General features: G+C 61.5%; 20 protein-coding genes and 2 pseudogenes. 5 read left to right on the top strand and 17 right to left on the bottom strand.

Annotation, left to right across the window (positions count from 1 at the left end; genetic code table 11):
* The first annotated feature begins 40 nt into the window (after window positions 1–40).
* Together AC30D9_RS14525 and mdoH are read left to right on the top strand one after the other, a co-directional pair.
* Complete coding sequence (locus tag AC30D9_RS14525; RefSeq protein ID WP_373459231.1) at window positions 41–1,780, top strand: glucan biosynthesis protein G; 1,740 nt, start codon at window positions 41–43, stop codon at window positions 1,778–1,780.
* Complete coding sequence (mdoH, locus tag AC30D9_RS14530; protein ID WP_307573606.1) at window positions 1,773–4,343, top strand: glucans biosynthesis glucosyltransferase MdoH; 2,571 nt, start codon at window positions 1,773–1,775, stop codon at window positions 4,341–4,343. The genes AC30D9_RS14525 and mdoH overlap by 8 nt, the downstream gene beginning before the upstream one ends.
* Window positions 4,344–4,416: 73 nt before the next feature.
* Here the strand turns inward: mdoH and AC30D9_RS14535 are convergent, their stop codons facing one another.
* The 13 genes and pseudogenes from AC30D9_RS14535 to ubiE all read right to left on the bottom strand — a co-directional run bounded on the left by AC30D9_RS14535 (window position 4,417) and on the right by ubiE (window position 16,345).
* Window positions 4,417–4,758, bottom strand: a complete 342-nt coding sequence (locus tag AC30D9_RS14535; RefSeq protein WP_490144271.1) for a DUF6124 family protein — start codon at window positions 4,756–4,758, stop codon at window positions 4,417–4,419.
* Between the two features lie 1,422 nt (window positions 4,759–6,180).
* Entirely contained in the window at window positions 6,181–8,097 is a 1,917-nt protein-coding gene (locus tag AC30D9_RS14540; protein WP_490144272.1) for a methyl-accepting chemotaxis protein, read from the bottom strand.
* A 138-nt stretch (window positions 8,098–8,235) separates the two neighbouring features.
* Complete coding sequence (locus AC30D9_RS14545) at window positions 8,236–9,129, bottom strand: methyl-accepting chemotaxis protein (RefSeq protein ID WP_373459234.1); 894 nt, start codon at window positions 9,127–9,129, stop codon at window positions 8,236–8,238.
* 9 nt (window positions 9,130–9,138) lie between these two features.
* A pseudogene (locus AC30D9_RS14550) lies at window positions 9,139–10,152 on the bottom strand (methyl-accepting chemotaxis protein); the annotation flags it as partial.
* A 161-nt stretch (window positions 10,153–10,313) separates the two neighbouring features.
* A complete protein-coding gene (locus AC30D9_RS14555) occupies window positions 10,314–11,021 on the bottom strand; it encodes a 16S rRNA (uracil(1498)-N(3))-methyltransferase (protein ID WP_490144273.1) in 708 nt (235 codons plus the stop codon).
* Window positions 11,018–11,815 carry a twin-arginine translocase subunit TatC gene (gene tatC / locus AC30D9_RS14560; protein ID WP_134922498.1) on the bottom strand — a complete coding sequence of 266 codons (798 nt, stop codon included), beginning with the start codon at window positions 11,813–11,815 and terminating at the stop codon, window positions 11,018–11,020. The genes AC30D9_RS14555 and tatC overlap by 4 nt, the downstream gene beginning before the upstream one ends.
* Window positions 11,812–12,222: a Sec-independent protein translocase protein TatB gene (gene tatB, locus AC30D9_RS14565; protein WP_490144274.1), complete on the bottom strand. Its 411-nt coding sequence runs from the start codon at window positions 12,220–12,222 to the stop codon at window positions 11,812–11,814. Before tatB ends, tatC begins: the two co-directional genes overlap by 4 nt.
* 10 nt (window positions 12,223–12,232) lie before the next feature.
* Entirely contained in the window at window positions 12,233–12,520 is a 288-nt protein-coding gene (locus tag AC30D9_RS14570) for a twin-arginine translocase TatA/TatE family subunit (RefSeq protein ID WP_134922500.1), read from the bottom strand.
* Between the two features lie 24 nt (window positions 12,521–12,544).
* Window positions 12,545–12,877 carry a phosphoribosyl-ATP diphosphatase gene (locus AC30D9_RS14575; protein ID WP_134922501.1) on the bottom strand — a complete coding sequence of 111 codons (333 nt, stop codon included), beginning with the start codon at window positions 12,875–12,877 and terminating at the stop codon, window positions 12,545–12,547.
* Window positions 12,870–13,268 (bottom strand): phosphoribosyl-AMP cyclohydrolase, encoded by a 399-nt coding sequence (gene hisI, locus AC30D9_RS14580; RefSeq protein ID WP_003196931.1) that lies wholly within the window; start codon window positions 13,266–13,268, stop codon window positions 12,870–12,872. The genes AC30D9_RS14575 and hisI overlap by 8 nt, the downstream gene beginning before the upstream one ends.
* An 81-nt stretch (window positions 13,269–13,349) precedes the next feature.
* Entirely contained in the window at window positions 13,350–14,954 is a 1,605-nt protein-coding gene (gene ubiB / locus AC30D9_RS14585) for a ubiquinone biosynthesis regulatory protein kinase UbiB (RefSeq protein ID WP_134922502.1), read from the bottom strand.
* Window positions 14,951–15,575, bottom strand: a pseudogene (locus AC30D9_RS14590) (ubiquinone biosynthesis accessory factor UbiJ). Before AC30D9_RS14590 ends, ubiB begins: the two are co-directional and overlap by 4 nt.
* Window positions 15,575–16,345, bottom strand: a complete 771-nt coding sequence (ubiE, locus tag AC30D9_RS14595; protein WP_003196937.1) for a bifunctional demethylmenaquinone methyltransferase/2-methoxy-6-polyprenyl-1,4-benzoquinol methylase UbiE — start codon at window positions 16,343–16,345, stop codon at window positions 15,575–15,577. Before ubiE ends, AC30D9_RS14590 begins: the two are co-directional and overlap by 1 nt.
* A gap of 155 nt (window positions 16,346–16,500) precedes the next feature.
* Between ubiE and AC30D9_RS14600 the strand changes: the two genes are divergently transcribed.
* The 3 genes from AC30D9_RS14600 (at window position 16,501) to AC30D9_RS14610 (ending at window position 18,372) form a co-directional block, all read left to right on the top strand.
* Window positions 16,501–16,776, top strand: coding sequence for a polyhydroxyalkanoic acid system family protein (locus AC30D9_RS14600; protein ID WP_109752024.1), 276 nt, complete (start codon window positions 16,501–16,503; stop codon window positions 16,774–16,776).
* Window positions 16,777–17,039: 263 nt separating this feature from the next.
* On the top strand, window positions 17,040–17,462 hold the full coding sequence (locus tag AC30D9_RS14605; RefSeq protein WP_039592410.1) for a phasin family protein: 423 nt from the start codon (window positions 17,040–17,042) through the stop codon (window positions 17,460–17,462).
* A gap of 10 nt (window positions 17,463–17,472) precedes the next feature.
* Window positions 17,473–18,372: a phasin family protein gene (locus AC30D9_RS14610; protein WP_490144275.1), complete on the top strand. Its 900-nt coding sequence runs from the start codon at window positions 17,473–17,475 to the stop codon at window positions 18,370–18,372.
* A 182-nt stretch (window positions 18,373–18,554) separates the two neighbouring features.
* Here the strand turns inward: AC30D9_RS14610 and AC30D9_RS14615 are convergent, their stop codons facing one another.
* The 4 genes from AC30D9_RS14615 to phaC (AC30D9_RS14630) all read right to left on the bottom strand — a co-directional run bounded on the left by AC30D9_RS14615 (window position 18,555) and on the right by phaC (AC30D9_RS14630) (window position 23,825).
* Window positions 18,555–19,175, bottom strand: a complete 621-nt coding sequence (locus AC30D9_RS14615; protein ID WP_134922505.1) for a TetR/AcrR family transcriptional regulator — start codon at window positions 19,173–19,175, stop codon at window positions 18,555–18,557.
* 60 nt (window positions 19,176–19,235) lie between these two features.
* Entirely contained in the window at window positions 19,236–20,918 is a 1,683-nt protein-coding gene (gene phaC, locus AC30D9_RS14620) for a class II poly(R)-hydroxyalkanoic acid synthase (protein WP_134922506.1), read from the bottom strand.
* Window positions 20,919–21,030: 112 nt separating this feature from the next.
* Complete coding sequence (gene phaZ / locus AC30D9_RS14625) at window positions 21,031–21,885, bottom strand: poly(3-hydroxyalkanoate) depolymerase (RefSeq protein ID WP_109752028.1); 855 nt, start codon at window positions 21,883–21,885, stop codon at window positions 21,031–21,033.
* 260 nt (window positions 21,886–22,145) lie between these two features.
* Window positions 22,146–23,825, bottom strand: a complete 1,680-nt coding sequence (phaC, locus tag AC30D9_RS14630) for a class II poly(R)-hydroxyalkanoic acid synthase (RefSeq protein WP_134922507.1) — start codon at window positions 23,823–23,825, stop codon at window positions 22,146–22,148.
* Window positions 23,826–23,976 lie beyond the last annotated feature (151 nt).

The raw sequence follows: 23,976 nt of genomic DNA on the forward strand, positions 1-23,976 counted from the left end.
AGGGTTGCTCGTGATTGTTAGTCCCTGTAATGCACCAAAAATGACTGCCAAACGGTTTAGAAACGCTCTGGTAGCGGGCTCGGCCCTGCTGTGCCTGTTTGGCGCGGGCCAACTGTGGGCATTCAGCCTGGATGATGTATCGGCGAAGGCCCAAGAACTGGCCGGGCAAAAATTCGAAGCCCCGCGCAGCAATCTGCCGAACGAATTCCGCGAGATGAAATTCGCTGACTATCAAAAAATCCGTTTCCGCACCGAAAAAGCCGAATGGGCCGACCAGAAGACGCCGTTCAGGCTGTCCTTCTATCACCAGGGCATGCATTTCGACACGCCGGTGAAGATCAACGAAATCACCGCGACGACCGTCGAGGAGATCAAGTACGACCCGTCGCGCTTCGACTTCGCCGATGTGAAATTCGATCCAAAGGCCACTGAACAGCTGGGTTACGCGGGTTTCCGCGTGTTGTACCCGATCAACAAGGCTGACAAGCAGGACGAGATCATGACCATGCTGGGCGCGAGTTATTTCCGCGTCATCGGCAAAGGCCAGACCTACGGTCTGTCCGCTCGGGGCATGGCCATCGACACCGCGCTGCCATCGGGTGAGGAATTCCCGCGCTTTCGCGAATTCTGGATCCAACGTCCGAAACCGACCGACAAGCACCTGGTGATTTTTGCCCTGCTGGATTCGCCACGCGCTACCGGCGCCTATCGCCTGACCGTGCGTCCGGGCACCGACACCGTGGTCGACGTGAAATCGCGCATGTTCCTGCGTGACCGCGTGACCAAGCTGGGTGTGGCCCCGTTGACCAGCATGTACCTGTTCGGCGCCAACCAGCCGTCCAAGGTGCTGAACTATCGTCGCGAGCTGCATGACTCCAGCGGCCTGTCGATCCATGCCGGCAATGGCGAGTGGATCTGGCGCCCGCTGAACAATCCCAAGCACTTGGCCGTGAGCAACTTCTCGGTGGAAAACCCGCGCGGTTTCGGCCTGCTGCAACGTGGCCGTGACTTCAGCCATTACGAAGACCTGGACGACCGCTACGACAAGCGCCCAAGTGCCTGGATCGAACCGAAAGGCGATTGGGGCAAGGGTACCGTCGACCTGGTAGAGATTCCGACCGCCGACGAAACCAACGACAACATCGTTGCCTTCTGGAGCCCGGAAAAACTGCCTGAGCCAGGCCAGCCGCTGGACTTCAGCTACCGCCTGCACTGGACCCTCGACGAGGCCAGCCTGCACTCGCCGGACAGTGCCTGGGTCAAGCAGACCCTGCGTTCCACCGGTGACGTGAAGCAATCCAACCTGATCCGTCAGCCGGATGGCAGCGTGGCCTACCTGGTGGATTTCGAAGGCCCGTCCTTGCAAGCCCTGCCGGAAGACGCCGATGTGCGTAGCCAGGTGAGCGTCGGCGAAAACGGCGAGATCGTCGAGAATAGCGTGCGCTACAACCCGGAAACCAAGGGCTGGCGCCTGACCTTGCGGTTGAAGATCAAGGACTCGAAACAAGCCACCGAAATGCGTGCGGCGCTGGTGCGTCCATTGACGCCTGTCGAAGCCCCGGCCGCTTCGCACTCCGTGACCACGACCCTGGCCAAGGCCGACAAAGTCGCCCGCCAGCAGACCGAAAAAGAACTCGCGATAGAAAAAGCGAAGGACGAAGCCAAAGCCGTCAAGGCGGCGGATGCTGCTGTTGAACCGACCCCAACCCCGCAGGAACCGGAACCGACTGAACAAGTCCTGACCGAGACCTGGAGCTATCAGTTGCCAGCCGATGAGTAATACTCCAGTACAGCCAGAGACGCTCAGCGAGTACCTGGCCCATTTGCCCATGACCGACGAGCAGCGCGCCGAACTGGCGGGCTGCAAGTCCTTCAGCGAATTGCACGAACGCCTGTCGTCTTCGACTTTCGACGCACCCGCCGAGGCGGCGCAAGCCTCGGTAGGCCGCCGACTGACCCTGAGCACCGCCGAAGAGCTCGAGGACGCCGAAATGCTCGGGCTCGACGCCAGTGGTCGGGTGTGCCTCAAGGCGACGCCGCCGATCCGTCGGACCAAGGTCGTGCCGGAGCCGTGGCGCACCAATATCCTGGTGCGCGCCTGGCGGCGCCTGACCGGTCGTACCAACCCGCCGAAGCCGCCCAAGGATGAGCGCGTGCTGCCTCATGCACGCTGGCGCACCGTGGGTTCGACCCGTCGCTACATCCTGCTGATATTGATGCTCGGCCAGACCATCGTCGCCGGCTGGTACATGAAAGGCATCATGCCGTACCAGGGCTGGTCGCTGGTGGATCTGGACGAAGTCCTGCACCAACCGCTATCGCAGACTGCCACGCAAGTGCTGCCGTATGCGCTGCAAACCAGCATCCTGATTCTGTTCGGGATCCTGTTCTGTTGGGTGTCGGCAGGTTTCTGGACGGCGCTGATGGGCTTCCTCGAATTGCTCACCGGCCACGACAAGTACCGGATCTCTGGCGCCAGCGCCGGCAATGAGCCGATTCCCAAGGACGCCCGCACCGCGCTGGTAATGCCGATCTGCAACGAAGACGTGCCACGGGTATTTGCCGGTTTGCGCGCGACGTTCGAGTCGGTGGCCGCCACTGGTGACCTGGATCGCTTCGACTTCTTCGTCCTCAGCGACAGTAACGAAACCGATATCTGCGTGGCCGAACAACAGGCCTGGCTGGACGTCTGCCGTGAAGCCGGGGGCTTCGGCAAGATCTTCTATCGCCGCCGTCGCCGTCGCGTGAAGCGCAAGAGTGGCAACCTCGACGACTTCTGCCGTCGTTGGGGCAGCGACTACAAGTACATGGTCGTACTCGACGCCGACAGCGTCATGAGCGGCACGTGCCTGACCAGCCTGGTGCGCCTGATGGAAGCCACGCCGGACGCCGGTATCATCCAGACTGCGCCACGCGCTTCGGGCATGGACACGCTGTATGCGCGCATGCAGCAGTTCGCCACCCGGGTGTACGGTCCGCTGTTCACCGCCGGCCTGCACTTCTGGCAGTTGGGCGAATCCCACTACTGGGGCCACAACGCGATCATCCGCATGAAACCGTTCATCGAGCACTGCGCCCTGGCGCCGTTGCCCGGTAAAGGCGCGTTCGCCGGTGCCATCCTGTCCCACGACTTCGTCGAAGCTGCGCTGATGCGCCGTGCCGGCTGGGGCGTGTGGATTGCCTATGACCTGCCGGGCAGCTACGAAGAGCTGCCGCCGAACCTGCTGGACGAACTCAAGCGTGACCGTCGCTGGTGCCACGGCAACCTGATGAACTTCCGGCTGTTCCTGGTCAAGGGCATGCACCCGGTGCACCGTGCGGTGTTCCTGACGGGCGTGATGTCCTACCTGTCGGCGCCGCTGTGGTTCTTCTTCCTGGTGCTCTCCACCGCGCTGCTGGCGGTGAACACGCTGATGGAACCGCAATACTTCCTCGAACCACGTCAGCTTTATCCGCTGTGGCCGCAATGGCATCCGGACAAGGCCATCGCCTTGTTCTCGACGACCATCGTGTTGCTGTTCCTGCCTAAGCTGCTGAGCATCGTGCTGATCTGGGCCAAGGGTGCTAAGGAGTTCGGTGGCAAGTTCAAGGTGACGCTGTCGATGCTGCTGGAGATGTTGTTCTCCATGTTGCTGGCGCCGGTGCGGATGATTTTCCACACCCGCTTCGTGCTCGCCGCGTTCCTGGGCTGGGCCGCGACCTGGAACTCGCCACAACGTGACGACGATTCCACGCCATGGAGCGAAGCGGTCAAGCGCCACGGTCCGCAGACCCTGCTGGGCTTCTTCTGGGCCTTGCTGGTGATCTGGCTGAACCCGAGCTTCCTGTGGTGGCTGGTGCCGATCGTCGGTTCGCTGATGCTGTCGATCCCGGTATCGGTGATCTCCAGTCGCGTGGGCCTGGGCTTGAAATCCCGCGATGAGAGCCTGTTCCTGATCCCTGAGGAATACGCACCGCCGCAGGAACTGCTGTCGACAGACCAGTACACCCATGAAAACCGTTGGCACGCGTTGAAAGACGGTTTCATCCGGGCGGTGGTCGATCCACAACAGAACGCCTTGGCGTATGCCCTGGCAACCTCGCGTCACGGCCAGGCCGAGCCGATTGAATGGCTGCGGGTCGAACGCGTTCGTCACGCCTTGAAGGCCGGTCCTGCCGGTCTCAGCAACGCCGAGCGACTGGCGCTGCTGAGCGATCCGGTGGCCTTGTCCCGCCTGCACGAGCAGGTTTGGAGCGAGGCGCATCCCGAGTGGCTGGCGGCGTGGCGTGAATCGGTCAAGGCCGATCCCCATGCACCGCTGCTGCCGTTACAGCCGGTGAGCGTACAATCGCAAGTGGCCTGATACGCAAAAAGCCCCGCTTCTGAAAGGAAGCGGGGCTTTTTGTTGGGTGCTGTTTTAGTTCGCCGTGGCGAGGTCAGGGTTGTGCATTGATTCTGTCCAGCACTCGGTTTGCCAACAGGCCGCTCAGTTCGATCAGTTGTTGGATGCCCAGGGCAATATGGCGTGGTGAACCTTCCAGGTCGAATGCGAGGTCGTTGGTCATGGCATCGGCTGAGGCCAGGGTTTCGCTGAGGTTGGCCAGTAGGGTTTCGGTGTCGATGTGGTCCAGGACGGTGAAGAGCTGGCCCGATGGTTGTTCGTCTTCGGGTTTGGGCTGTTTGGGGTTCAGGTAGTAATCGAGCGCGCGATCGGTGGCTTCCTGGAGTTTCTTGGGATCGGTTTCGGGTTCTGGTGGGTTGGGGGTGACTTTGTACATCATGAGGCTCCTTGATTGATGGAGCCGCCAGACATCGCTGCTAAACGAAAAGGGTGGCGGCAGTACGCGGGTTAGCAGACCAGGAATCAAGGAACCCGGCGCACCGAAGTGCCCCACGCACAGCCGCCATAAAACGGACCTGCGTGCCTTGATATTGTGCCGAGCTGCTAAACCCGATCGCTGAACTGACAGCGACCTGCAAACGTTAGAGCTCGGGGCCAAGGCGCACAAGCCGGCGGATTCTGGCGCAGTTGTAGGCAATGGTGCAAGGTTGTGTAGCCTTGGGATGACGGGTTGTGGATGTAGGTGTTTTTGTGTGTATATCCGTTTCTTCGGTAACGGCCGCTTATGGTTCCGCCCTTACGGCGGCTCACTTTTGAGAGGTGCAAAAGTAAGCAAAACGCCTTATGCCCCACCACTCGGCACCTCGCCTAGGCTCGGTGTGCCCTCACTCCGGCATTGCTCCGTGGGCCCGCCGCGAAGGGCCATCCATGGCCCAGCGCGGCTATCCCGGCATCCATGCCGGGATGCCCACTCCACAATGCCTGCGTTCGGCCATCGTGGTTAACGGGGCGCCGAGATCAACGTCCACCGCGAGGCGGCCTGATAGCCGACCTGGTTCTGGGTGACTGCACTCCCCTGTGGGAGCGAGCCTGCTCGCGATGAGCCAGCACATCCGACATCTTCATCCACTGTGGCACCGCCTTCGCGAGCAAGCTCGCTCCCACAATGTTTTTGCGGTGTACGTGAATGCTGTGTCCGTTGAAGATCAAAGGTGGGAGTGAGCTTGCTGGCGAAGAGGCCAGCACATCCGACATCTCCATTAGTTGTGGTACCGCTTTCGCGAGCAGGCTCGCTCCCACAATGGCTTTGCGGTGTACATGAATGTTGTGCCCGCTGAAGATCAACGGTGAGAGGCCAACACATTCGATATCTTCATTGGTTGTGACATGGTCTTTGCGAACAAGCCCGCTCCCACAGGAGGAACGCGGTTTTACCAAGAGCCAGGTCGGCTATCAGGCCGCCTCGCGGTGGACGTTGATCTCGGCGCCCCGTTAACCACGCTGGCCGAACGCAGGCATTGCGCAGTGGGCAACCCGGCATGGATGCCGGGTTAGCCGCGCTGGGCCATGGATGGCCCTTCGCGGCGGGCCCACGGAGCAATGCCGGAGTGAGGGCACACCGAGCCTAGGCGAGGTGCCGAGTGGTGGGGCAGAAGCGTTTTGCTTACTTTTGCGCTTTTCAAAAGTGAGCCGCCGTAAGGGCGGAACCGTCAGCAGCCGTTACCTAAATAACGGATATACACCCAAGACCCACAGACCACCAGCTCAAGATGGCGCAGCCGCTGCTCCCTGCAATATTGTGAGCGCTGCGCACTCAAGCGGGAGCAAGCTCCCTCGCCACAGGTTTTGCGTAGGCCTGCTAGACCCGGAACCGCCCCACCAACGTCTGCAAATGAACCCCCAACCGCGCAAGCTCAGCACTCGAAGCGGCAGTCTTCTCACTGGACGACGCCGTCTGCTCCGACACATCACGCACATTCAGCACGCTACGGTTGATCTCCTCAGCCACCGCACTCTGCTGCTCCGCCGCCGCCGCGATCTGCTGGTTCATCGACTGGATCGCCGAAACCGTGCGAGTAATGTTTTCCAGCGAGCCCCCCGCGCGGCGGGTCAGTTCGACGCTGCTGTCGGTCAGGCTGCGGCTGTTGTCCATGATGGTCGCGACTTGTTCGGTGCCGCTTTGCAGGCCGACAATCAGTTCTGCGATTTCTTCGGTGGACTTCTGGGTACGCTGGGCCAGGCTGCGGACTTCATCGGCCACCACCGCGAAACCACGTCCCGCTTCACCGGCACGGGCGGCCTCGATGGCGGCATTGAGCGCCAGCAGGTTGGTCTGCTGGGCCACGGACTTGATCACGTCCAGGACGCTGCCGATCTTGTCGCTTTCACGCTTCAAGTCGCCCATGGCGGCGGTGGAGTTGCCGACTTCCTTAGCCAGGCGCTCGATCTGGGCAATGGCCTCGCCAACCACTTTGTCACCCTCGCGGGCCTGCTGGTCGGCAGCGACGGCGGCTTCGGAAGCTTCCTCGGCGTTGCGTGCGACTTCTTGCACGGTGGCGGTCATTTCGTGCATGGCGGTGGCGACCTGATCGGTTTCCACTTTCTGGCTGTTGACCCCGGCGCTGGTCTGTTCGGTCACGGCCGAGAGCTGTTCGGCGGCGCTGGCGATCTGGGTCACTCCGTCGCCGATGCCACCGATCAATTGCCGCAGGCCCACGGTCATGCTTTGCATGGCGCGTTGCAGTTGGCCCAGTTCGTCGCGACGCTCGGAGGTGAGGTTGTGGGTCAGGTCACCGGCGGCCACGCGTTCGGCAACCTTCAAGGTCTGGCCGAGCGGGCCGACGATCTGCCGGGTGATGAACAGGGCGGCGATCACACCGAACAGCAGCGCCAGGGCGGCCGCTACGATCAGGACCGTCTTGGCTTGGGCGGCGTCGTGGTCACGCACGGCTGTCTGGGACACGGTCAGCTTCTGGCTGGCGTCGATCAGTATCTGACCTTGCTCGCTCATGCGCTGAAGGGCCGCGGCGTTGTCGATTTGCGAGTCGCGGAACTGGGCGACCGCCGCGCGATAGAGATTGAACGAGTCGTTGGCCTGTTGCAGGTTGGCGGCGTGTTCCTGGGGCAGTTGGTCTGGCAGTCGCGCAAGCAGCTTGAGGACCGTGTCGATGGCCTCGAGGGCCGGTTGCTGGGCTTCGCTCTTGCCGCTGTAGGTGTAGCCGCGAACTTGGTAGCGGGCTTGCTGGACCGCTTTGCTCAGGGTCACCACACTGTTGAACAGGGTGACGTCGCCGCCTTGCAGCAGCAACTTTTCAACTTCGGTGACGCGGGCCACGGCGTTGTCGGCGCTGGCACCGAGTTTGCTGCGGGCATCTTCGCGGTTGACGGTAGCGCGGGTCATCTGGGCGAAGGCGCCCTTGTATTCGGCGACGGCGGCCAGTTGCGCATCGATCAGCGCGACGTCGGCCGGTTGTTCGATCAATAGGCGAGCAGTCTTCAAGCCCTCTTCGAGCTTGCCCAGCAGGTCGTTGACCGATTGCGGTCCTTTCTCGCCCCGCGTGGTGTTGTAGTCGATGCTGGCCAGGTTCAAGTCTTTGCTCAAGTCGTTGAGACTGGCAATGAACCCCAGTTTGTCGCCCCGACTGATGACATTGCCCAGGCCGGACCAGCCGGTGAATGCAATCATCAAGGTAAGGAACAGCACCAGGCCGAAGCCTGCGCCGAGTTTGCGATTAACGCTTACGTTTCCCAGACCCTGGGCAAGCCACCGGAACATGCTGATACTCCCTTGTAGCGCTGATTGGTTTTATCAGGGCTGTATCGGCGGTTTTGGCAGGATCTGTAGAAAATACGTAATGCACTCCTGTGGCGAGGGAGCAAGCTCTGGCCACAGGCTTATGCCAGCTCTTTTGGGTCAGACCTTGAAGCGTCCTACCAGCGTCTGCAAATGAACCCCCAGCCGTGCCAGTTCGGCACTGGAGGCGGCGGTTTCTTCGCTGGAAGAAGCCGTCTGTTCGGACACATCGCGAACGTTCACGACGCTGCGGTTGATCTCTTCGGCCACGGCACTCTGCTGCTCGGCTGCAGCGGCGATCTGTTGGTTCATCGATTGGATTGCCGAGACGGTACGGGTGATGTTTTCCAGTGAGCCGCCGGCGCGACGGGTCAGTTCGACGCTGCTGTCGGTCAGGTTGCGGCTGTTGTCCAGGGTGGCCGCGACCTGTTCAGTGCCCGATTGCAGGCCGAGGATCAGTTCCTCGATCTCTTCAGTGGACTTCTGGGTACGCTGGGCCAGGCTACGCACCTCGTCGGCCACCACCGCAAAACCACGTCCGGCCTCGCCGGCGCGGGCGGCCTCGATGGCGGCGTTGAGGGCCAGCAGGTTGGTTTGCTGGGCGACCGACTTGATCACGTCCAGCACACTGCCAATCTTGTCGCTCTCGCGCTTGAGATGGCCCATGGCTTCGGTAGAGTTGCCGACTTCCTTGGACAGGCGTTCGATCTGGGCAATGGCTTCGCCGACTACTTTTTCGCCCTCGCGAGCCTGCTGGTCAGCGGCGACGGCCGCTTCGGAGGCTTCCTCGGCATTGCGCGCCACTTCCTGCACCGTGGCGGTCATTTCGTGCATGGCGGTGGCGACCTGATCGGTTTCCACTTTTTGGCTGTTGACCCCGGCGCTGGTCTGCTCGGTGACGGCCGAAAGCTGTTCGGCAGCGCTGGCGATTTGCGTGACGCCGTCGCTGATGCCGCCAATCAATTGCCGCAGGCCGATCACCATTCGCTGCAGGCTGCCTTGTAATTGGCCCATGTCGTCACGACGGGTGACCACCAGGTTTTGACTCAAGTCGCCGGAGGCGACACGTTCGAGGGCAACCAGGGTCTGCCGCAGTGGACCGACGATTTGCCGGGTAATGATCCATGCGGCCAGAAGGCCAAACGCTAGCGCCAGGATGGTGACGATGATCAGCGTTTCTTTGGCTTGAGCCGTCTCCTGGTCGCGTTTCTCGATCTGCGAGGTCGTCAGATGACTGTTCAGCGCGTTCAAACGGGCGTCTTGATCCACCATTTTCTTGAGGGCTGAGGCGCTGCTCACCTGGGAGTCGCGGAACTGGCTGACGGCAGCGTGATAGGCTTTCATCGATTCGCTGGCTTGTTGCAGGTTGGCGGTGTGTTGTTCCGGCAGTTTGCCCGGCAGGTTTTCAAGGTTTTTCAAGACGTTTTCGATGGCATCCAGCGCCGGTTGCTCAGCTTCGGCCTTGCCGCTGTAGGTGTAGCCGCGGACCTGATAGCGCGCTTGCTGGAGCAGTTTGCTCAGCTCCACCACACTGTTGAATTGCGGGACGCTGTCGCCTTGGCGCAAGGCATTTTCGACTTCTGTCACCTTGGCCACGGCGTTGTCGGCGTTGGCGCCAAGCTTGGATCGGGCCGATTCGCGGTTCTGCGTCGCCTGGGTCAGGTCGGCAAAGGCACGTTTGTACTCATCGAGGATAGCCAGTTGCTGATTGAGCAATTCCTGGTCTGCCGGGCGCACGAACCGTTTGAGGGCAGCTTGTATGCTCTCCTGGAGCTTGCCCAGGAACTCGCTGACGGTAGCCGGCCCTTGTTCGCCGCGCCGCATTTCATAGTCGAGGCTGGCGACGCGCAAATCCTTGGCCAGTTCATTGAGGCTGGCAATGGACGCCTGCTTATCCGCACGGCTGATCACGCTGCTCAGGCTGTTCCAGCCTGCGAAGGTGCTCAGGAGGGTCATGAGCAGTACGAGGCCAAAACCGAAACCCAGTTTGCGATTGACGCTTACGTTTCCCAGCTTTTCGGTTAGCCAACTGAACATGCTGATACTCCTTCGAACCTTTTGTAGGTCTTATGAGGAGAGTATCGACCATGTCACAGGGATCTGTAGAAAATAGGTGGGGGGTTACTTCCAGAGGGTGGGTAGGCTCTCAACCGGCGGGGTCAATCCACCCTGTCACAAAGGTGCACAAGCCGTGGGGATCAGAACAACCGCGCGAGCAGGGCCGTGACGGCGGTCTCGACCCGCAGGATCCGCTCGCCCAATTGCACCGGTTGCAAGCCGGCCTTGGCCAGCAGGTCGATCTCGTAGGGAATCCAGCCACCCTCCGGGCCGATGGCCAAGGTCACCGGCTCTGTCAGCGCGCGGGGGCAGGGCGGGTAGTTGCCGGGATGACCGACCAGGCCCAAGGTGCCGTCGGTAATGGCCGGCAGGCGGTCTTCAACGAAGGGTTTGAAGCGTTTTTCGATGATGATTTCTGGCAGCACGCTGTCCCGGGCTTGTTCCAGGCCCAGGATCAGTTGCTCGCGGATGGCCTCGGGTTCGAGGAATGGCGTCTGCCAGAAGCTCTTTTCCACGCGATAGCTGTTGACCAGCACCACGCGCGGCACGCCCATGGTGGCGATGGTCTGGAACACCCGCCGGAGCATTTTCGGACGCGGCAGGGCCAGCACCAGGGTCAGCGGCAACTTGGCTGGCGCAGGCTGGTCGAGGGCCACTTGCAGTTCCGCCTCGCGGGCTTCCAGGCGCAGCACCTGGGCCGTGCCCATCAACCCGCCGATGCGCCCGACCCGCAGGCTGTCACCGACGGCGCTGCGATGGACTTCCTGCATGTGGGTCAACCGGCGATCGCTCAGGATCACGCGGTCCGGCCCGATGAAGTCGGCCTCTTCGAGTAGCAGCAGGTTCACGCTTGGGTCGCTGGCGGCTGGTCGTTGTGGTCGTCGACCGGCTGGTCCTCGGGCTCTTCTTCCCGGCGCTTGCGCACCAGGCCACCGAACAGGATACCGATCTCGAACAGCAGCCACATCGGCACGGCCAGCAGGGTCTGGGAGAAAATGTCCGGCGGGGTCAGGATCATGCCGACCACGAAGCAGCCGATGATCACATAGGGACGGATCTTCTTCAGGTAGGCAACGTCAACCACGCCGATCCACACCAGCAGCACCACCGCCACGGGGATTTCGAACGCCACGCCGAAAGCGAAGAACAGCGTCATGACGAAATCCAGGTAGCTGGTGATGTCGGTCATCATCTCCACGCCTGCCGGCGTAGCGGCGGCGAAGAACTTGAAGATCAGCGGGAACACCAGGAAATAAGCGAACGCCATGCCGGTGTAGAACAGCAGGATGCTGGACACCAGCAGCGGCACGGCGATGCGTTTTTCATGCTTGTACAGGCCCGGTGCGATGAAGCCCCAGATCTGGTGCAGGATCACCGGGATCGCCAGGAACAGCGAGACCATCATCGTCAGTTTCAGTGGCGTCAGGAACGGCGACGACACATCGGTGGCGATCATTGTCGCCCCTGCCGGCAGGTACTGGCGCAGCGGTGTGGAGACGAAGGTGTAGATCTGCTGGGTGAAGGCGAACAGCCCGGCGAAAATAATGAAAATCGCCGCGACGCAACGCAGCAGGCGGGTGCGCAACTCGGTAAGGTGCGAGACCAGCGGCATCGGCTGGTCGTTTTCAGGGATATCGCTCATGGGGCTCGCGGCGGCAATGTAGGGTCGTTGGGAGCTGCTGGCGTGGTTACTGTCGCGGCGGGTTCCACCGGTTTGGCCACCACGGGCGCCGTGTTGTCCACCGGCGCCTGGGGCGCAATCGTCGGCTCGACCGCAGGTTGGACTGGCGTCGGCTCCTGTTGGGTCGGCGTGAAGATTTTCCGCGCTTCCTGCTCCAGGGACAGGATATGTTCGTTGTGAAGTTGCCGACGGATGTCGTCGGCACCGATCTCACGTTCAACTTCCTGTTTGATCGCATTGAAGCTGCGCTTCAGGCGCCCGATCCACAGACCGGCGGTGCGCGCAGCACCCGGCAGGCGCTCGGGGCCCAGTACCAGCAGGGCGACGAGGCCGACGAGCAGCAGTTCAGTGAAGCTGATCCCAAACATTAGTCAGTGCTCACGAGTCTTTGCGGACGGGCTCTTCGACTTTTTGTGCCTGCACGTCGATGGTGTGCGGCGCATTCACAGGCTGGGAGGCCTGGGGATGTACCGGTTGGGCTGGCTGTACCGGTTGCGCCGGGGCAGCCGTCGGGTCGGCCGGTTTTTCGTCATCGTTCATGGCTTTGCGAAAGCCCTTGATCGACTCGCCGACATCGGTGCCGAGGTTTTTCAGTTTCTTGGTACCGAACACCAGCACCACGACAACCAGGATGACGATCCAGTGTTTCCAGTCAAAGATACCCATGTGGCTATTCCTCTCAAAAGTTGATCAGGCGGATGGGCGCGAGGCTTTCTCGACGTGCCCGGACAGACCGAAGCGACGGTCCAGTTCATCCAGTACGGCCTGCGGATGCTGCCCCAGTTGGGCGAGCATGACCAGGCTGTGGAACCACAGGTCGGCGGTCTCGTAGATCACGTCGCTGCAATCGCCGCTGATGGCGGCGTCCTTGGCGGCGATGATGGTCTCGACCGACTCTTCGCCGACTTTTTCCAGAATCTTGTTCAAACCCTTGTGGTACAGGCTGGCGACATAGGAGCTGTCGGCCGCGGCGCCTTTGCGCTCTTCCAGCACCTGGGCCAGGCGGATCAGGGTGTCACTCATGGGTATGTCCTGAATAAATGGCATGCGGGTCCTTGAGCACCGGGTCGACGGTTTTCCAGTCGCCGTTCTCGAAGACGCGATAGAAGCAGCTTTGACGGCCGGTGTGGCAGGCAATCTCACCGACTTGTTCGACCATCAGGATGATGACGTCGCCGTCGCAGTCCAGGCGCATCTCATGCAGGTGCTGCACATGCCCGGATTCTTCACCTTTGCGCCACAGCTTGCCACGGGAACGTGACCAATAGATGGCGCGGTTCTCGGCGGCGGTCAGGGCCAGTGCTTCGCGGTTCATCCAGGCCATCATCAGTACGCGCCCGGTCTTGTGGTCCTGGGCGATGGCCGGCACCAGGCCGTCAGCGTCCCATTTGATCTCGTCCTGCCAGTTTTTCATCTTTGACTCCGACCATGGGCCACGCACCTGAAGTCGGCGGGCCCAGCGTTGAAACAGTGTGCCAGCGCGAACCGGTGCTGGCTATCGTCGAACGACCAGATACAAGCCGACGATCACCATGATTGCGGCGGGCCAATGGCCCAATTCGCTCAACGGCCCACCAGCCGCCAGCATGGCGCCACCTCCCAGGTGAGCTGCGCCGAGCAAGCGCAGGAACCAGTCGTCCTTGCGTCGGTGCCACGGTGGCGCCGGGTCGTGGGCATGGGGCTGGGACATGCGTTCGAGCAGGTCGCGGGTCATGTTGGCCAGGTGCGGGAGCTGCTCGAACTGGCTTTGCACGTTGCCCAGCAAGGTTTTGGGGCTGACGCGTTCGCGCATCCAGCGCTCGAGGTACGGTTGGGCGGTGTTCCACAGGTCGAGGTCCGGATACAACTGGCGGCCGAGGCCTTCGATGTTCAGCAGGGTTTTCTGCAACAGCACCAGTTGTGGCTGGACTTCCATGTTGAAGCGGCGCGCGGTCTGGAACAGGCGCATCAGCACCTGGCCGAAGGAAATATCTTTTAACGGTTTTTCGAAGATCGGTTCGCACACGGTACGGATCGCCGCTTCGAACTCGTTGAGCTTGGTCTCGGCCGGCACCCAGCCCGAATCGATGTGCAGTTGGGCGACACGACGGTAATCACGCTTGAAGAAGGCGAACAGGTTGCGCGCCAGGTAGTCCTGGTCTTCCGGGGTCAGGCTGCCGACGATGCCACAGTCGATGGCAATGTATTGCGGGCTCCATGGCTGTACGGTGCTGACGAAGATGTTGCCCGGGTGCATGTCGGCGTGGAAGAAGCTGTCGCGAAATACCTGGGTGAAGAAAATCTCCACGCCACGCTCGGCCAGCAACTTCATGTCGGTACGCTGGTCGGCCAGGGTCGCCAGGTCGGTGACCTGGATGCCGTAGATGCGCTCCATCACCAACACTTTCGGGCGGCACCAGTCCCAATAGACTTGCGGCACATAGAGCAGCGGCGAGCCTTCGAAGTTGCGGCGCAACTGGCTGGCGTTGGCGGCTTCGCGCAGCAGGTCGAGTTCGTCGTAGATGGTTTTTTCGTAGTCCTGGACCACGTCCACCGGATGCAGCAGGCGGGCGTCGGCCGACAGCCGCTCGGCGGCCCGGGCGAGGATGAACAGCCACGCCAGGTCCTGGGCGATGATCGGCTTGAGGCCCGGGCGGATCACCTTGACCACCACTTCTTCACCGCTCTTGAGCTGCGCCGCATGCACCTGGGCCACCGAGGCCGAGGCCAGGGGCTCGACGTCGAAACGGCTGAAGACTTCGCTGACCTTCTTGCCCAGTTGTTCTTCGATCAGCGCCACCGACAGCTTGGAGTCGAACGGCGGCACGCGGTCCTGCAGCAGCATCAGCTCATCGGCGATGTCTTCGGGCAACAGGTCGCGACGGGTCGAGAGGATCTGCCCGAACTTGATGAAGATCGGCCCCAGGTCCTGCAAGGCCAGGCGCAGGCGTGCGCCGCGCGTCAGGTCTAGCGTTCGCCGGGGGAACCAGCGCCACGGCAGCACGAAACGCAATGCCAGGAGAAACCAGGGCAACGGCAGGGCGAACAGCAGGTCATCGAGGCGGTAGCGGATCACGACGCGCTGGATGCGCAACAAACGGCGGACGGCAAGCAGCTTCATGCGTTATCGCTTGGTTTCAAGGGATCGGGAAAGGCGCTCGAAACGCGCCTCGAGACGTTCCAGGTCAAGCTTGACCTGATCCAGTTCATTAAAACGGGCCTGGGCTTCGCGTTGGCCTACGAGGGTACGCGATTCTTCGGCCAGGTATTCACTCAGATTCTGCCCCAGGCTGACGAAGCCCTGGCGATACCAGCGGCCGCGGCTACGCAAATGGCCGCTGAGCAATTGGGTCGCCACCGGGCCGATCCAGCGGGACACTTCGTATTCCCAATCCAGCTCCAGGTCCTGGAGAATCGCCGCCAGCTCCAGCAGCACACCACTGTCGCCATCGAGCTCTACCTCGGGGCTGTGCAGCACGGCAGTCTTGTCCTTGCCCAGGGCCAGGCTCAGCAGGCTCGACGCCGGGGCGCGCAGCGTGCAGTCGGCCTCGGCTTCCCAGTGGGCGGCGAGCATCAGGCCTTCGTCGCTGGGCAGGATGAACAGCCGCAACGCCGGGCTGCGGCAGTCGACGGCGATCACTGTGCCGCTCAAGTGCGCCAGGCGCGCGAGCGCCGTGCTGTCCAGGCGCAGCACCCGGTTGAGGCCGAGTTCGACGCTGGCGAGCAGGCCGGTGAGCAGCATCAGGGTTTGATACCGCGATGCAGGGCGACGATACCTGCGGTCATGTTGTGGTAGGTCACGCGGTCGAAACCGGCCTCGACCATCATCGACTTCAGGGTTTCCTGGTTCGGGTGCATGCGGATCGATTCGGCCAGGTAGCGGTAGCTTTCCGAGTCATTGGTGATCAGCTTGCCCATCAGCGGCATGAAGGCGAACGAGTAGGCATCGTAGGCCTTGGACATCAGCGCGTTGGTTGGCTTGGAGAACTCCAGCACCAGCAGGCGGCCGCCGGGCTTGAGCACGCGCAGCATCGAGCGCAGGGCGTCTTCCTTGTGGGTGACGTTGCGCAGGCCGAAGGCGATGGTCACGCAGTCGAAATGGTTGTCGGGGAACGGCAGCTTCTCGGCGTCGGCCTGGACGAACTCGACATTGCCGGCCACACCCAGGTCCAGCAGGCGGTCGCGGCCGACCTTGAGCATGGATTCGTTGATGTCGGCGAGCACCACCTGGCCGGTCGGCCCGACGATGTGGGAAAACTTCTTGGTCAGGTCGCCCGTGCCGCCGGCGATGTCCAGTACGCGGTTGCCGCTGCGCACGCCCGACAGCTCGATCGCGAAACGTTTCCACAGACGGTGCATGCCGCCCGAGAGCAGGTCGTTCATCAAGTCATACTTGGCGGCCACGGAGTGGAAAACCTCGGCGACTTTTTCCGCTTTCTGGCTTTCCGGCACGTTCTTGAAGCCGAAGTGAGTGGTGGGTTCGGCATCGCTGCCTTTGCGCTGATCAGTCATATCGCGGTCACCAAAAAAGAATGCGGGACATTCTAATCCCGGTGGAGGGCTTTGTCTTGGCAAGGCTGAAGGTAAGATGGGCTACCGCCGGGACGTTTTGACGCAGCCAGGGTCTGAAACGTTCAGGCAAGTCCCGATAAAACAGGAGTCACCCGATGGCCCGTATAACTGTTGAGCGTGCCCATGGCCTGGGCAAGGAAGCGGCGCGAGAGAAGGCCGACAAGCTGGCCCAGAAGTTGTCCGACAGCTATGGCCTGGAGCCGCAGTGGGAGGGCGACACCCTGAAACTCAAGCGCTCCGGGGTCAAGGGCGAAGTGCACGTGGGCGAGGACTCGATCCGCGTCGACGTGGAGCTGGGCATGTTGATGTCGGCCATGAGCGGCACGATCAAGACGGAAATCGAAAAGGCGCTGGATAAGGCGTTGGTTTGATTGATCGAAGGGTGGGTACAGAACTGAAGTCCACCACGATCCAAATGTGGGAGCGAGCCTGCTCGCGATTGCTGTGTGTCATTCAACATCAATGTTGCTGGTCCATCGCTATCGCGAGCAGGCTCGCTCCCACATGGGAAGTCAGCGCCAATAGGATGTCTGTCAGTTGTTAGGGTGCTCTTTCTAATTATTGTCACTACTTTGTGCCTGAGCCCGTCCATGCGCGGGCAGTTCCTCAAACCTTTTTTCGAGTGAGGTGCACCGTGGCCAAAGTTATTCTGAAGAAAAAAACCGACGTTGAATCTTCCACGCTCAGCGACGTGAAAACGTACGCGCGCAAGATCTGGCTGGCTGGCCTGGGCGCCTACACGAAGGTCGGCCAGGAAGGCAGCGAGTACTTCCAGGAGTTGGTAAAGGCTGGCGAAGTTATTGAAACCAAAGGCAAAAAGAAAATTGCCGGGAAACTTGAAGCGGCCAACAGCGAATTGATTGAAGCCAAGACCGACGTCAATACTTTCAAGGCCCGGGTTGAAGTACAACTCGATAAAGTCGAGAAGGTATTCGATGCCCGTGTTGCAAGTGCCTTGAATCGTATCGGCATTCCGTCTAAACATGACGTTGAGACACTCTCTGCTAAGCTCGATGAGCTGACAGCATTGCTCGAACGTGTCGCGCGTAAACATTAAGGAGAACGGGATGGCTGGCAAAAAGATCACTGAAAAAGAAGGCAGCTCGTGGGCCGGGAAGATTGAAAAATACTCCCGCAAAATCTGGCTTGCTGGTTTAGGCGTGTACTCGAAGATCGACACTGACGGCAGCAAACTCTTCGAGTCCCTGGTTAAGGACGGCGAAAAGGCCGAAAAACTCACCAAGACGGCCGTCGGCAAACAAGTCGATGCGGCCAAGGGCACTGCCGAGTCCGCCAAGTCGCGAATCGGCGGCGTGAAGGATCGTGCACTGGGCAAATGGGACGAACTGGAAGGGGCTTTCGACAAGCGCCTGAACAGTGCGATCTCGCGTCTGGGCGTGCCGAGCCGCAATGAAGTGAAGGCGCTGCACAGCAAGGTCGATACATTGACCAAGCAGATCGAAAAACTCACTGGCGCCAAAGTCGCACCGGTAGCGACCAAGACGGCGGCGGCCAAGCCGGCGACCAAAACGGCAGCCAAGCCATTGGTCAAGGCTGCGGCAAAAACCGCCGCCAAGCCTGCTGCCAAAGCAGCGGCCAAGCCCGCGGCTAAAACCGCAGCGGCCAAACCTGCTGCTAAAGCGGCGGCCAAACCGGTAGCGGCGAAAGCAGCAGCCAAACCGGCTGCCAAGCCAGCGGCCAAGACTGCTGCAGCTAAACCCGCTGCGGCTAAACCAGCGGCTAAACCTGCCGCTAAGCCTGCGGCAAAAGCGGCAGCCAAACCCGCTGCAGCGAAAAAACCTGTCGTGAAAAAAACGGCCGCGCCAAAAGCTGCCGCACCGAAGGCGCCCACCGCGGCCGCCAAACCGGCAACTCCGGCGAGCACGGCGAACTCCGCCGCGGCACCGACCCCGGTCGTCACTCCGACCACTGCGCCGGCTCCATCGACACCACCCACCCAGTCCTGATTCTTGAGGACATGCAAAAACGCCCGGCCTGTGAAGGTCGGGCGTTTTTATTTGCGTGTGCGTTTGAATGCACAGCAGATCCAAATGTGGGAGCGGGCTTGCTCGCGAATGCCGAGTATCAGCTACATCACTGCTGACTGACACTGCGCATTCGCGAGCAAGCCCGCTCCCACAGAGGATCATCACTCATGCTCTTCCAGGTACCGCAATGCCAGTCGCTCGGTCGCCACCTTGGTCGCTGGCGGCAGGTGCGGCGCCACCAGCATCATGATCTGGTAAACCACCAGTCGCACCTCGCCCTCGCGATCGAGGATCCGTTGATAGTCCAGCGAGAACAGCAAGGTCATGGTGATCTGTTCCACCAGTTGCCCCAGGGCCTGGGTATCGCTGACCAGCAACCCCTGGGCCTTGAGCTGCGCCAGCAGTGAGGCGAGGGTTCGCTTCAGGGCATTGAGCAGTTGGCGAATGCCCTTGGCCAGCTTCGGCAGACGCCCGGCCAGGTTCGACAGGTCCTGGAACAGAAATCGGTACTGGGCCAGGCGCTCGACGATCAGATGCAGGAACAACCAATAGTCTTCCGGCGCCAACTGCACGTCCGCCGGAGGGTCCAGCAGGGGGGCCAGTTCGCTCTGGAACCGCTCGAACAACCCGAGGATCAGCGGCTCCTTGCCATGGAAGTGGTAGTAGAGGTTGCCCGGGCTGATGCCCATTTCGTTGGCAACTTCCATGGTGGATACGTTCGGTTCGCCCTTTTCGTTGAATAACTGCAGGGCACATTCGAGGATGCGGTCGCGGGTTTTCATCCGTTCTTCTTAGTGATCAAGTCGTGCCACGGCCAATAACCTGGCCGTGGGGTGGAGCCTTCAGCGCACGCGAACATAGGTCCCCGGGGCTGCGTCCAGAGGCGGGTAGTTCGCGTTGCCCAAGGTCATCTGGGTTTCGTGCTGGGCGCCGGAGCGCTCCTGGACCCAGCTCAGCCACTGGGTCCACCAACTGCCTTCGACGTGCTTGGCGTCGTAGTACCAGGCCCGTGGGTCGCTGCTCAGTTTCGCGCTTTCGATGTAATTGGCCTTGGGGTTGCCCGGTGGGTTGAGGATGCTCTGGACATGACCGCTGTTGGAAAGCACGAAGCGTTTTTCGCCACCGAGCAACAGCGTCGAGCGGTACACCGCGTCCCAGGGCGTGATGTGGTCGTTGATGCCAGCCACGCTGAAACTGTCCACCGTCACTTTCTGCAGGTCGATTGGCGTGCCGCACACTTCCAGGCCGCCGGGATGGGTCAGTGGGTTGTGCTTGAAGAAGTCCAGCAGGTCGCCGTGGTAAGCCGCCGGCAGCCGGGTGCAATCGTTGTTCCAGTAGAGAATGTCGAAGGCCGGCGGCTCCTTGCCCAGCAGGTAGTTGTTGATGAAGTAGGTCCAGATCAGATCGTTGGGGCGCATCCAGGCGAATACCCGGGCCATGTCGCGACCATCGAGGATGCCCTTCTGGTAGGAGCGGCGCTTGGCGGCTTCCAGGGTCTGCTCGTCGATGAACAGCGTGGCCGGGCTGTCGATCTGGCTGTCCAGCAGGCTCACCAGGTACGTGGCGCTGGCGACCCGGCGTAGCTGGCGCTTGGCTTGCAGGTGGCCTTGCAGGGCCGCGATGGTCATGCCCCCGGCGCAGGCACCCATCAGGTTGACCTCGCGGGCGCCGGTGATTGCCCGGCAGACATTCATGGCCTCTTCCGCTGCCTCGACATAGCTGGACAGGCCCCATTCGCGGTGGCGTACATCCGGGTTGCGCCAACTGATGATGAAGACCTGCAAACCGTTTTTCAGGGCGTACTGGACGAAGCTGTTGGAAGGGCTCAGGTCGAAAATGTAGAACTTGTTGATCTGCGGCGGCACGATCAGCAAGGGCTTGGCGTACTGTTTTTCGCTCATGGACCGGTACTGGATCAGCTCGAGCAATTCGTTGCGAAACACCACCGCTCCGGGTGTAGTCGCCAGGGTCTTGCCGACTTCAAAGGCGTGGGGCGTGGTCTGGCGCGGCAAGCCGTCGTTGTGCAACAGATCGTCCACCAGGTGGCTGATACCTCGAACCAGGCTGGCGCCGCCGGAGTTGAACAGTTCCTTGACCGCCAGTGGGTTGAGCAAGGTATTGGACGGCGACACGGCATCGTTGAGCAGGGCGAAGGCGAAATGGGCGCGGGCGCGGTCATCCTGGCTCATGGTGCTTTCGTCGATCCAGCTCGTGACCTGTTTCTGCCAGCTCAGGTAGGCCTGCAGGCTGCGGCGATAGAACGGATTGAGCTGCCAGGTGGGATCGGCGAAACGCTGGTCGTTGGGGTTGGTGGGGTGCAGGGTCTCGCCCAGCAGCACACGGCCCAGTTGACCGCCCAGCTTCAACGCATGCCGGGCGCTGTGCACCGGGTTGCGCAAGCCATGTGCGGCAACGCTGCGCAAGGTGGATAGCAGGTCTCTGCCACGCAAGCCGGTGACCGCACTTTGTGCGTTGATGAAACTGGCAGGGGCGGGCATGGAACCCTTCGCCGGTTTGTCGCGCATGAGTCAACTCCTTCGTCATCAGGCTAAAAACAAACACACCGAAGCAGACAACATAGTCGCTGTTTCGGGTCGCTGCGCGGTCCGGCGTCCTGCCAGGCGCTAATGGGCGGTTTCAGCCGCCCAGCGGCGAGGGATGCGGATGCATCACTGCACGCTGACGTTCTTCCTCCAGGAATTTCATGATGATCGGTGCCACCGCCTCGGCCCGGGTGATCAGGAACAGATGGCCGTCATCGATGATGTGCAATTGGGCATTGGGAATGCGCCAGGCCAGCATGCGCATGTTGATCAGTGGGATCAGTGGGTCGTCGTCGCCGGCCAGCACCAGGGTCGGCTGGTGGATCTTGTGCAGCCAGTGGATGCTGGTCCAGCCCAGGCCGGCGAACAGCTGCCAGTAATAACCGAGCTTGCCCGCCGAACGAACCTTGGCCGCATGGCTGGCCGCCAGGCTCGGGTCACGGCGGAACGAACCGCCGTAGATCAGCGGTGCGATGCGCATCACATGGGACGGTTGCACGTAGCGCCGGGGGCTGGCCATCATCCACAGCACCTTCGGTTTGCCTGGCACCATCACCGCCCCGGCCGCCGTGGCCGCCAGGACCAGCTTCTTGCAGCGCTCCGGGTAGTCATAGGCGAACTGCTGGGCCAGGGCGCCCCCCCAGGACACGCCGATCACGTTGACCTGCCCGTAGTCCAGGTAATCGAGCATCCGCGCAGTGAGTTTTGCCAGCCCGGGAAAGCGATACGGCCGGTTGGGCGTCGATGAGCCGCCGACACCGGGTACGTCAAAGGCGATGACTTCCAGGTCCGGGTCCAGGGCCTGGATGAACGGGAACACCAGCTCGAGGTTGGCGCCGATGCCGTTGAAAATCAGCAAGGGCGTCAAGTGAGGCTTGCCGGGACGTACCGCGGTGCGCAAGGTCTGGCCATCCAGATCGACGGTACGGAAGATGTACGGTTGCGGCATGCTTCAAGCCCTATGGGTTGGATCGCTGTCTTTCATTTTTCCCCTATCCCCTGTGGGAGCGAGCCTGCTCGCGATGACGGCGGTACATCCAACATCAATGTGGGCTGACACACCGTTATCGCGAGCAGGCTCGCTCCCACAGGGAATCTGCTGTGAACATGGGTTTTATGTTCCCCAGCGCTGTGGGCCTTGCATTCAGTGTCGGCTGCCGGAATGCTTTCGTGAGCAAGCCCACTCCCGCAGCAGACGAGTTGCATTTCCTACCGCTCATGCACATAAGTGCCGGGTGCCGCTTCACCGGCCGGGTAGGCCTTGTTGCCCAGCACGGTAGGGGCTTTTTTCAGTTTGCCCGAGCGCTCGGCCAGCCAGGCCTGCCAGTGCAGCCACCAGGAATCGGTATGCTTGGTGGAGTTTTCCTGCCAGTCCTCGGCCTTGGCCGGCATGTCGTCGCTGGTCATGTAGCGCGACTTGGGGTTGCCCGGCGGGTTGAGGATGCTCTGGATATGACCGCTGCTCGACAGCACGAATTCAACCTTGCCGCCAAACAACTGCGCCGACTTGTAGCAGGACTTCCACGGCGTGATGTGGTCGTTGGTGCCCGCCAGGGAGTAGATGTCGGCGGTGACCTGCTTGAGGTCGATGGGCGTGCCGCACACTTCCAGTGCATTGGCCCGGATCAGTGGATTGTTCTTGAACATTTCGATGAGGTCGCCGTGGAACGCCGCCGGCAACCTCGTGGTGTCGTTGTTCCAGAACAGGATGTCGAACACCGGCGGCTCGTTGCCCAGCAGGTAGTTGTTGACCCAGTAGTTCCAGATCAGGTCGTTGGGACGCATCCAGGCGAACACCTTGGCCATGTCGCGGCCCTCGAGTACGCCGGCCTGGTAGGAGTGGCGCTTGGCCGCTTCCAGGGTCTGCTCGTCAACGAACAGCGCCACGTCGGTGTCCAGGGTGGTGTCGAGCACACTCACCAGCAAGGTCAGGGCATTGACCTTTTTCTCGCCGAGGGCGGCGTAGTGGCCCAGCAACGCGGTGCAGGTGATGCCGCCCGAGCAGGCGCCGAGCATGTTGATGTCCTTGCTGCCGGTGATGGCCGTGACCACGTCCACCGCTTCCTTGAGCGCCTCGATGTAAGTCGACAGGCCCCACTCGCGCTGCTCCTTGGTAGGGTTGCGCCAACTGATGACGAAGGTCTGCACGTTGCTGCGCAGGCAGAAGCGCGCCAGGCTCTTGTCCGGGCTGAGGTCGAAGACGTAGAACTTGTTGATCTGTGGCGGCACCACCAGCAGCGGACGTTCGTGGACCTGCTCGGTGATGGGCCGGTACTGGATCAGCTCCAGCACGTCGTTGCGAAACACCACGGCGCCTTCGGTCACGCCCAGGCTCTTGCCGACCTCGAACGCGCCCATGTTGACCTGGCTCGGCATCCCGCCGTTGTGCACCAGATCCTTGGCCAGGTGGGACAGGCCGTCCAGCAGGCTCTTGCCGCCGGTTTCGAAGAAGCGCTTGACCGCCGCCGGGTTGGCCGCCGAGTTGGTCGGCGCCATGGCTTCGGTCATCAGGTTGATCACGAAATGCCCGCGGCTGATGTCCGCTGGCGAGAGGTTGCTGTCGTCGATCCAGGCGTGCAGCTCCTTGCGCCACGCCAGGTAGGTTTGCAGGTAACGTTTGTAGAGCGGGTTCTGGCTCCACGCCGGGTCGACGAAGCGACGGTCGTCACCGGCCGGTTGCAGTTCGGATCTGCCAAACAGGACATTCTTGAGTTCGACGCCGAAATGAGCGACATGCTTGACGCTGTGCAGCGGTTGCTTGATGGCCTGGGTCAGCACCATGCGGGCAGAGGCCAGCAGGTCTTTCCTGCGCAAGCCGACGACGGGATTCAACCCCAGGGTATTTTCCGAGGCCTGGTACTTCAGGTCATCGTTGTTCTTGTTGCTCATCTACGACGCTCCATTGCCCTTCAGACGAGTACCCGTATCGTGCCATGAAGCCACACAGCCAATACCAGGTACGCTGCTCGGGTGACCATTAATTCCGCATCGAGGGCCAATGAGGAAACGTATGCCAGGAACTCGCCGGTTCCTTTGCAGG

It is taken from the genome of Pseudomonas sp. DF11 (assembly GCF_058148565.1).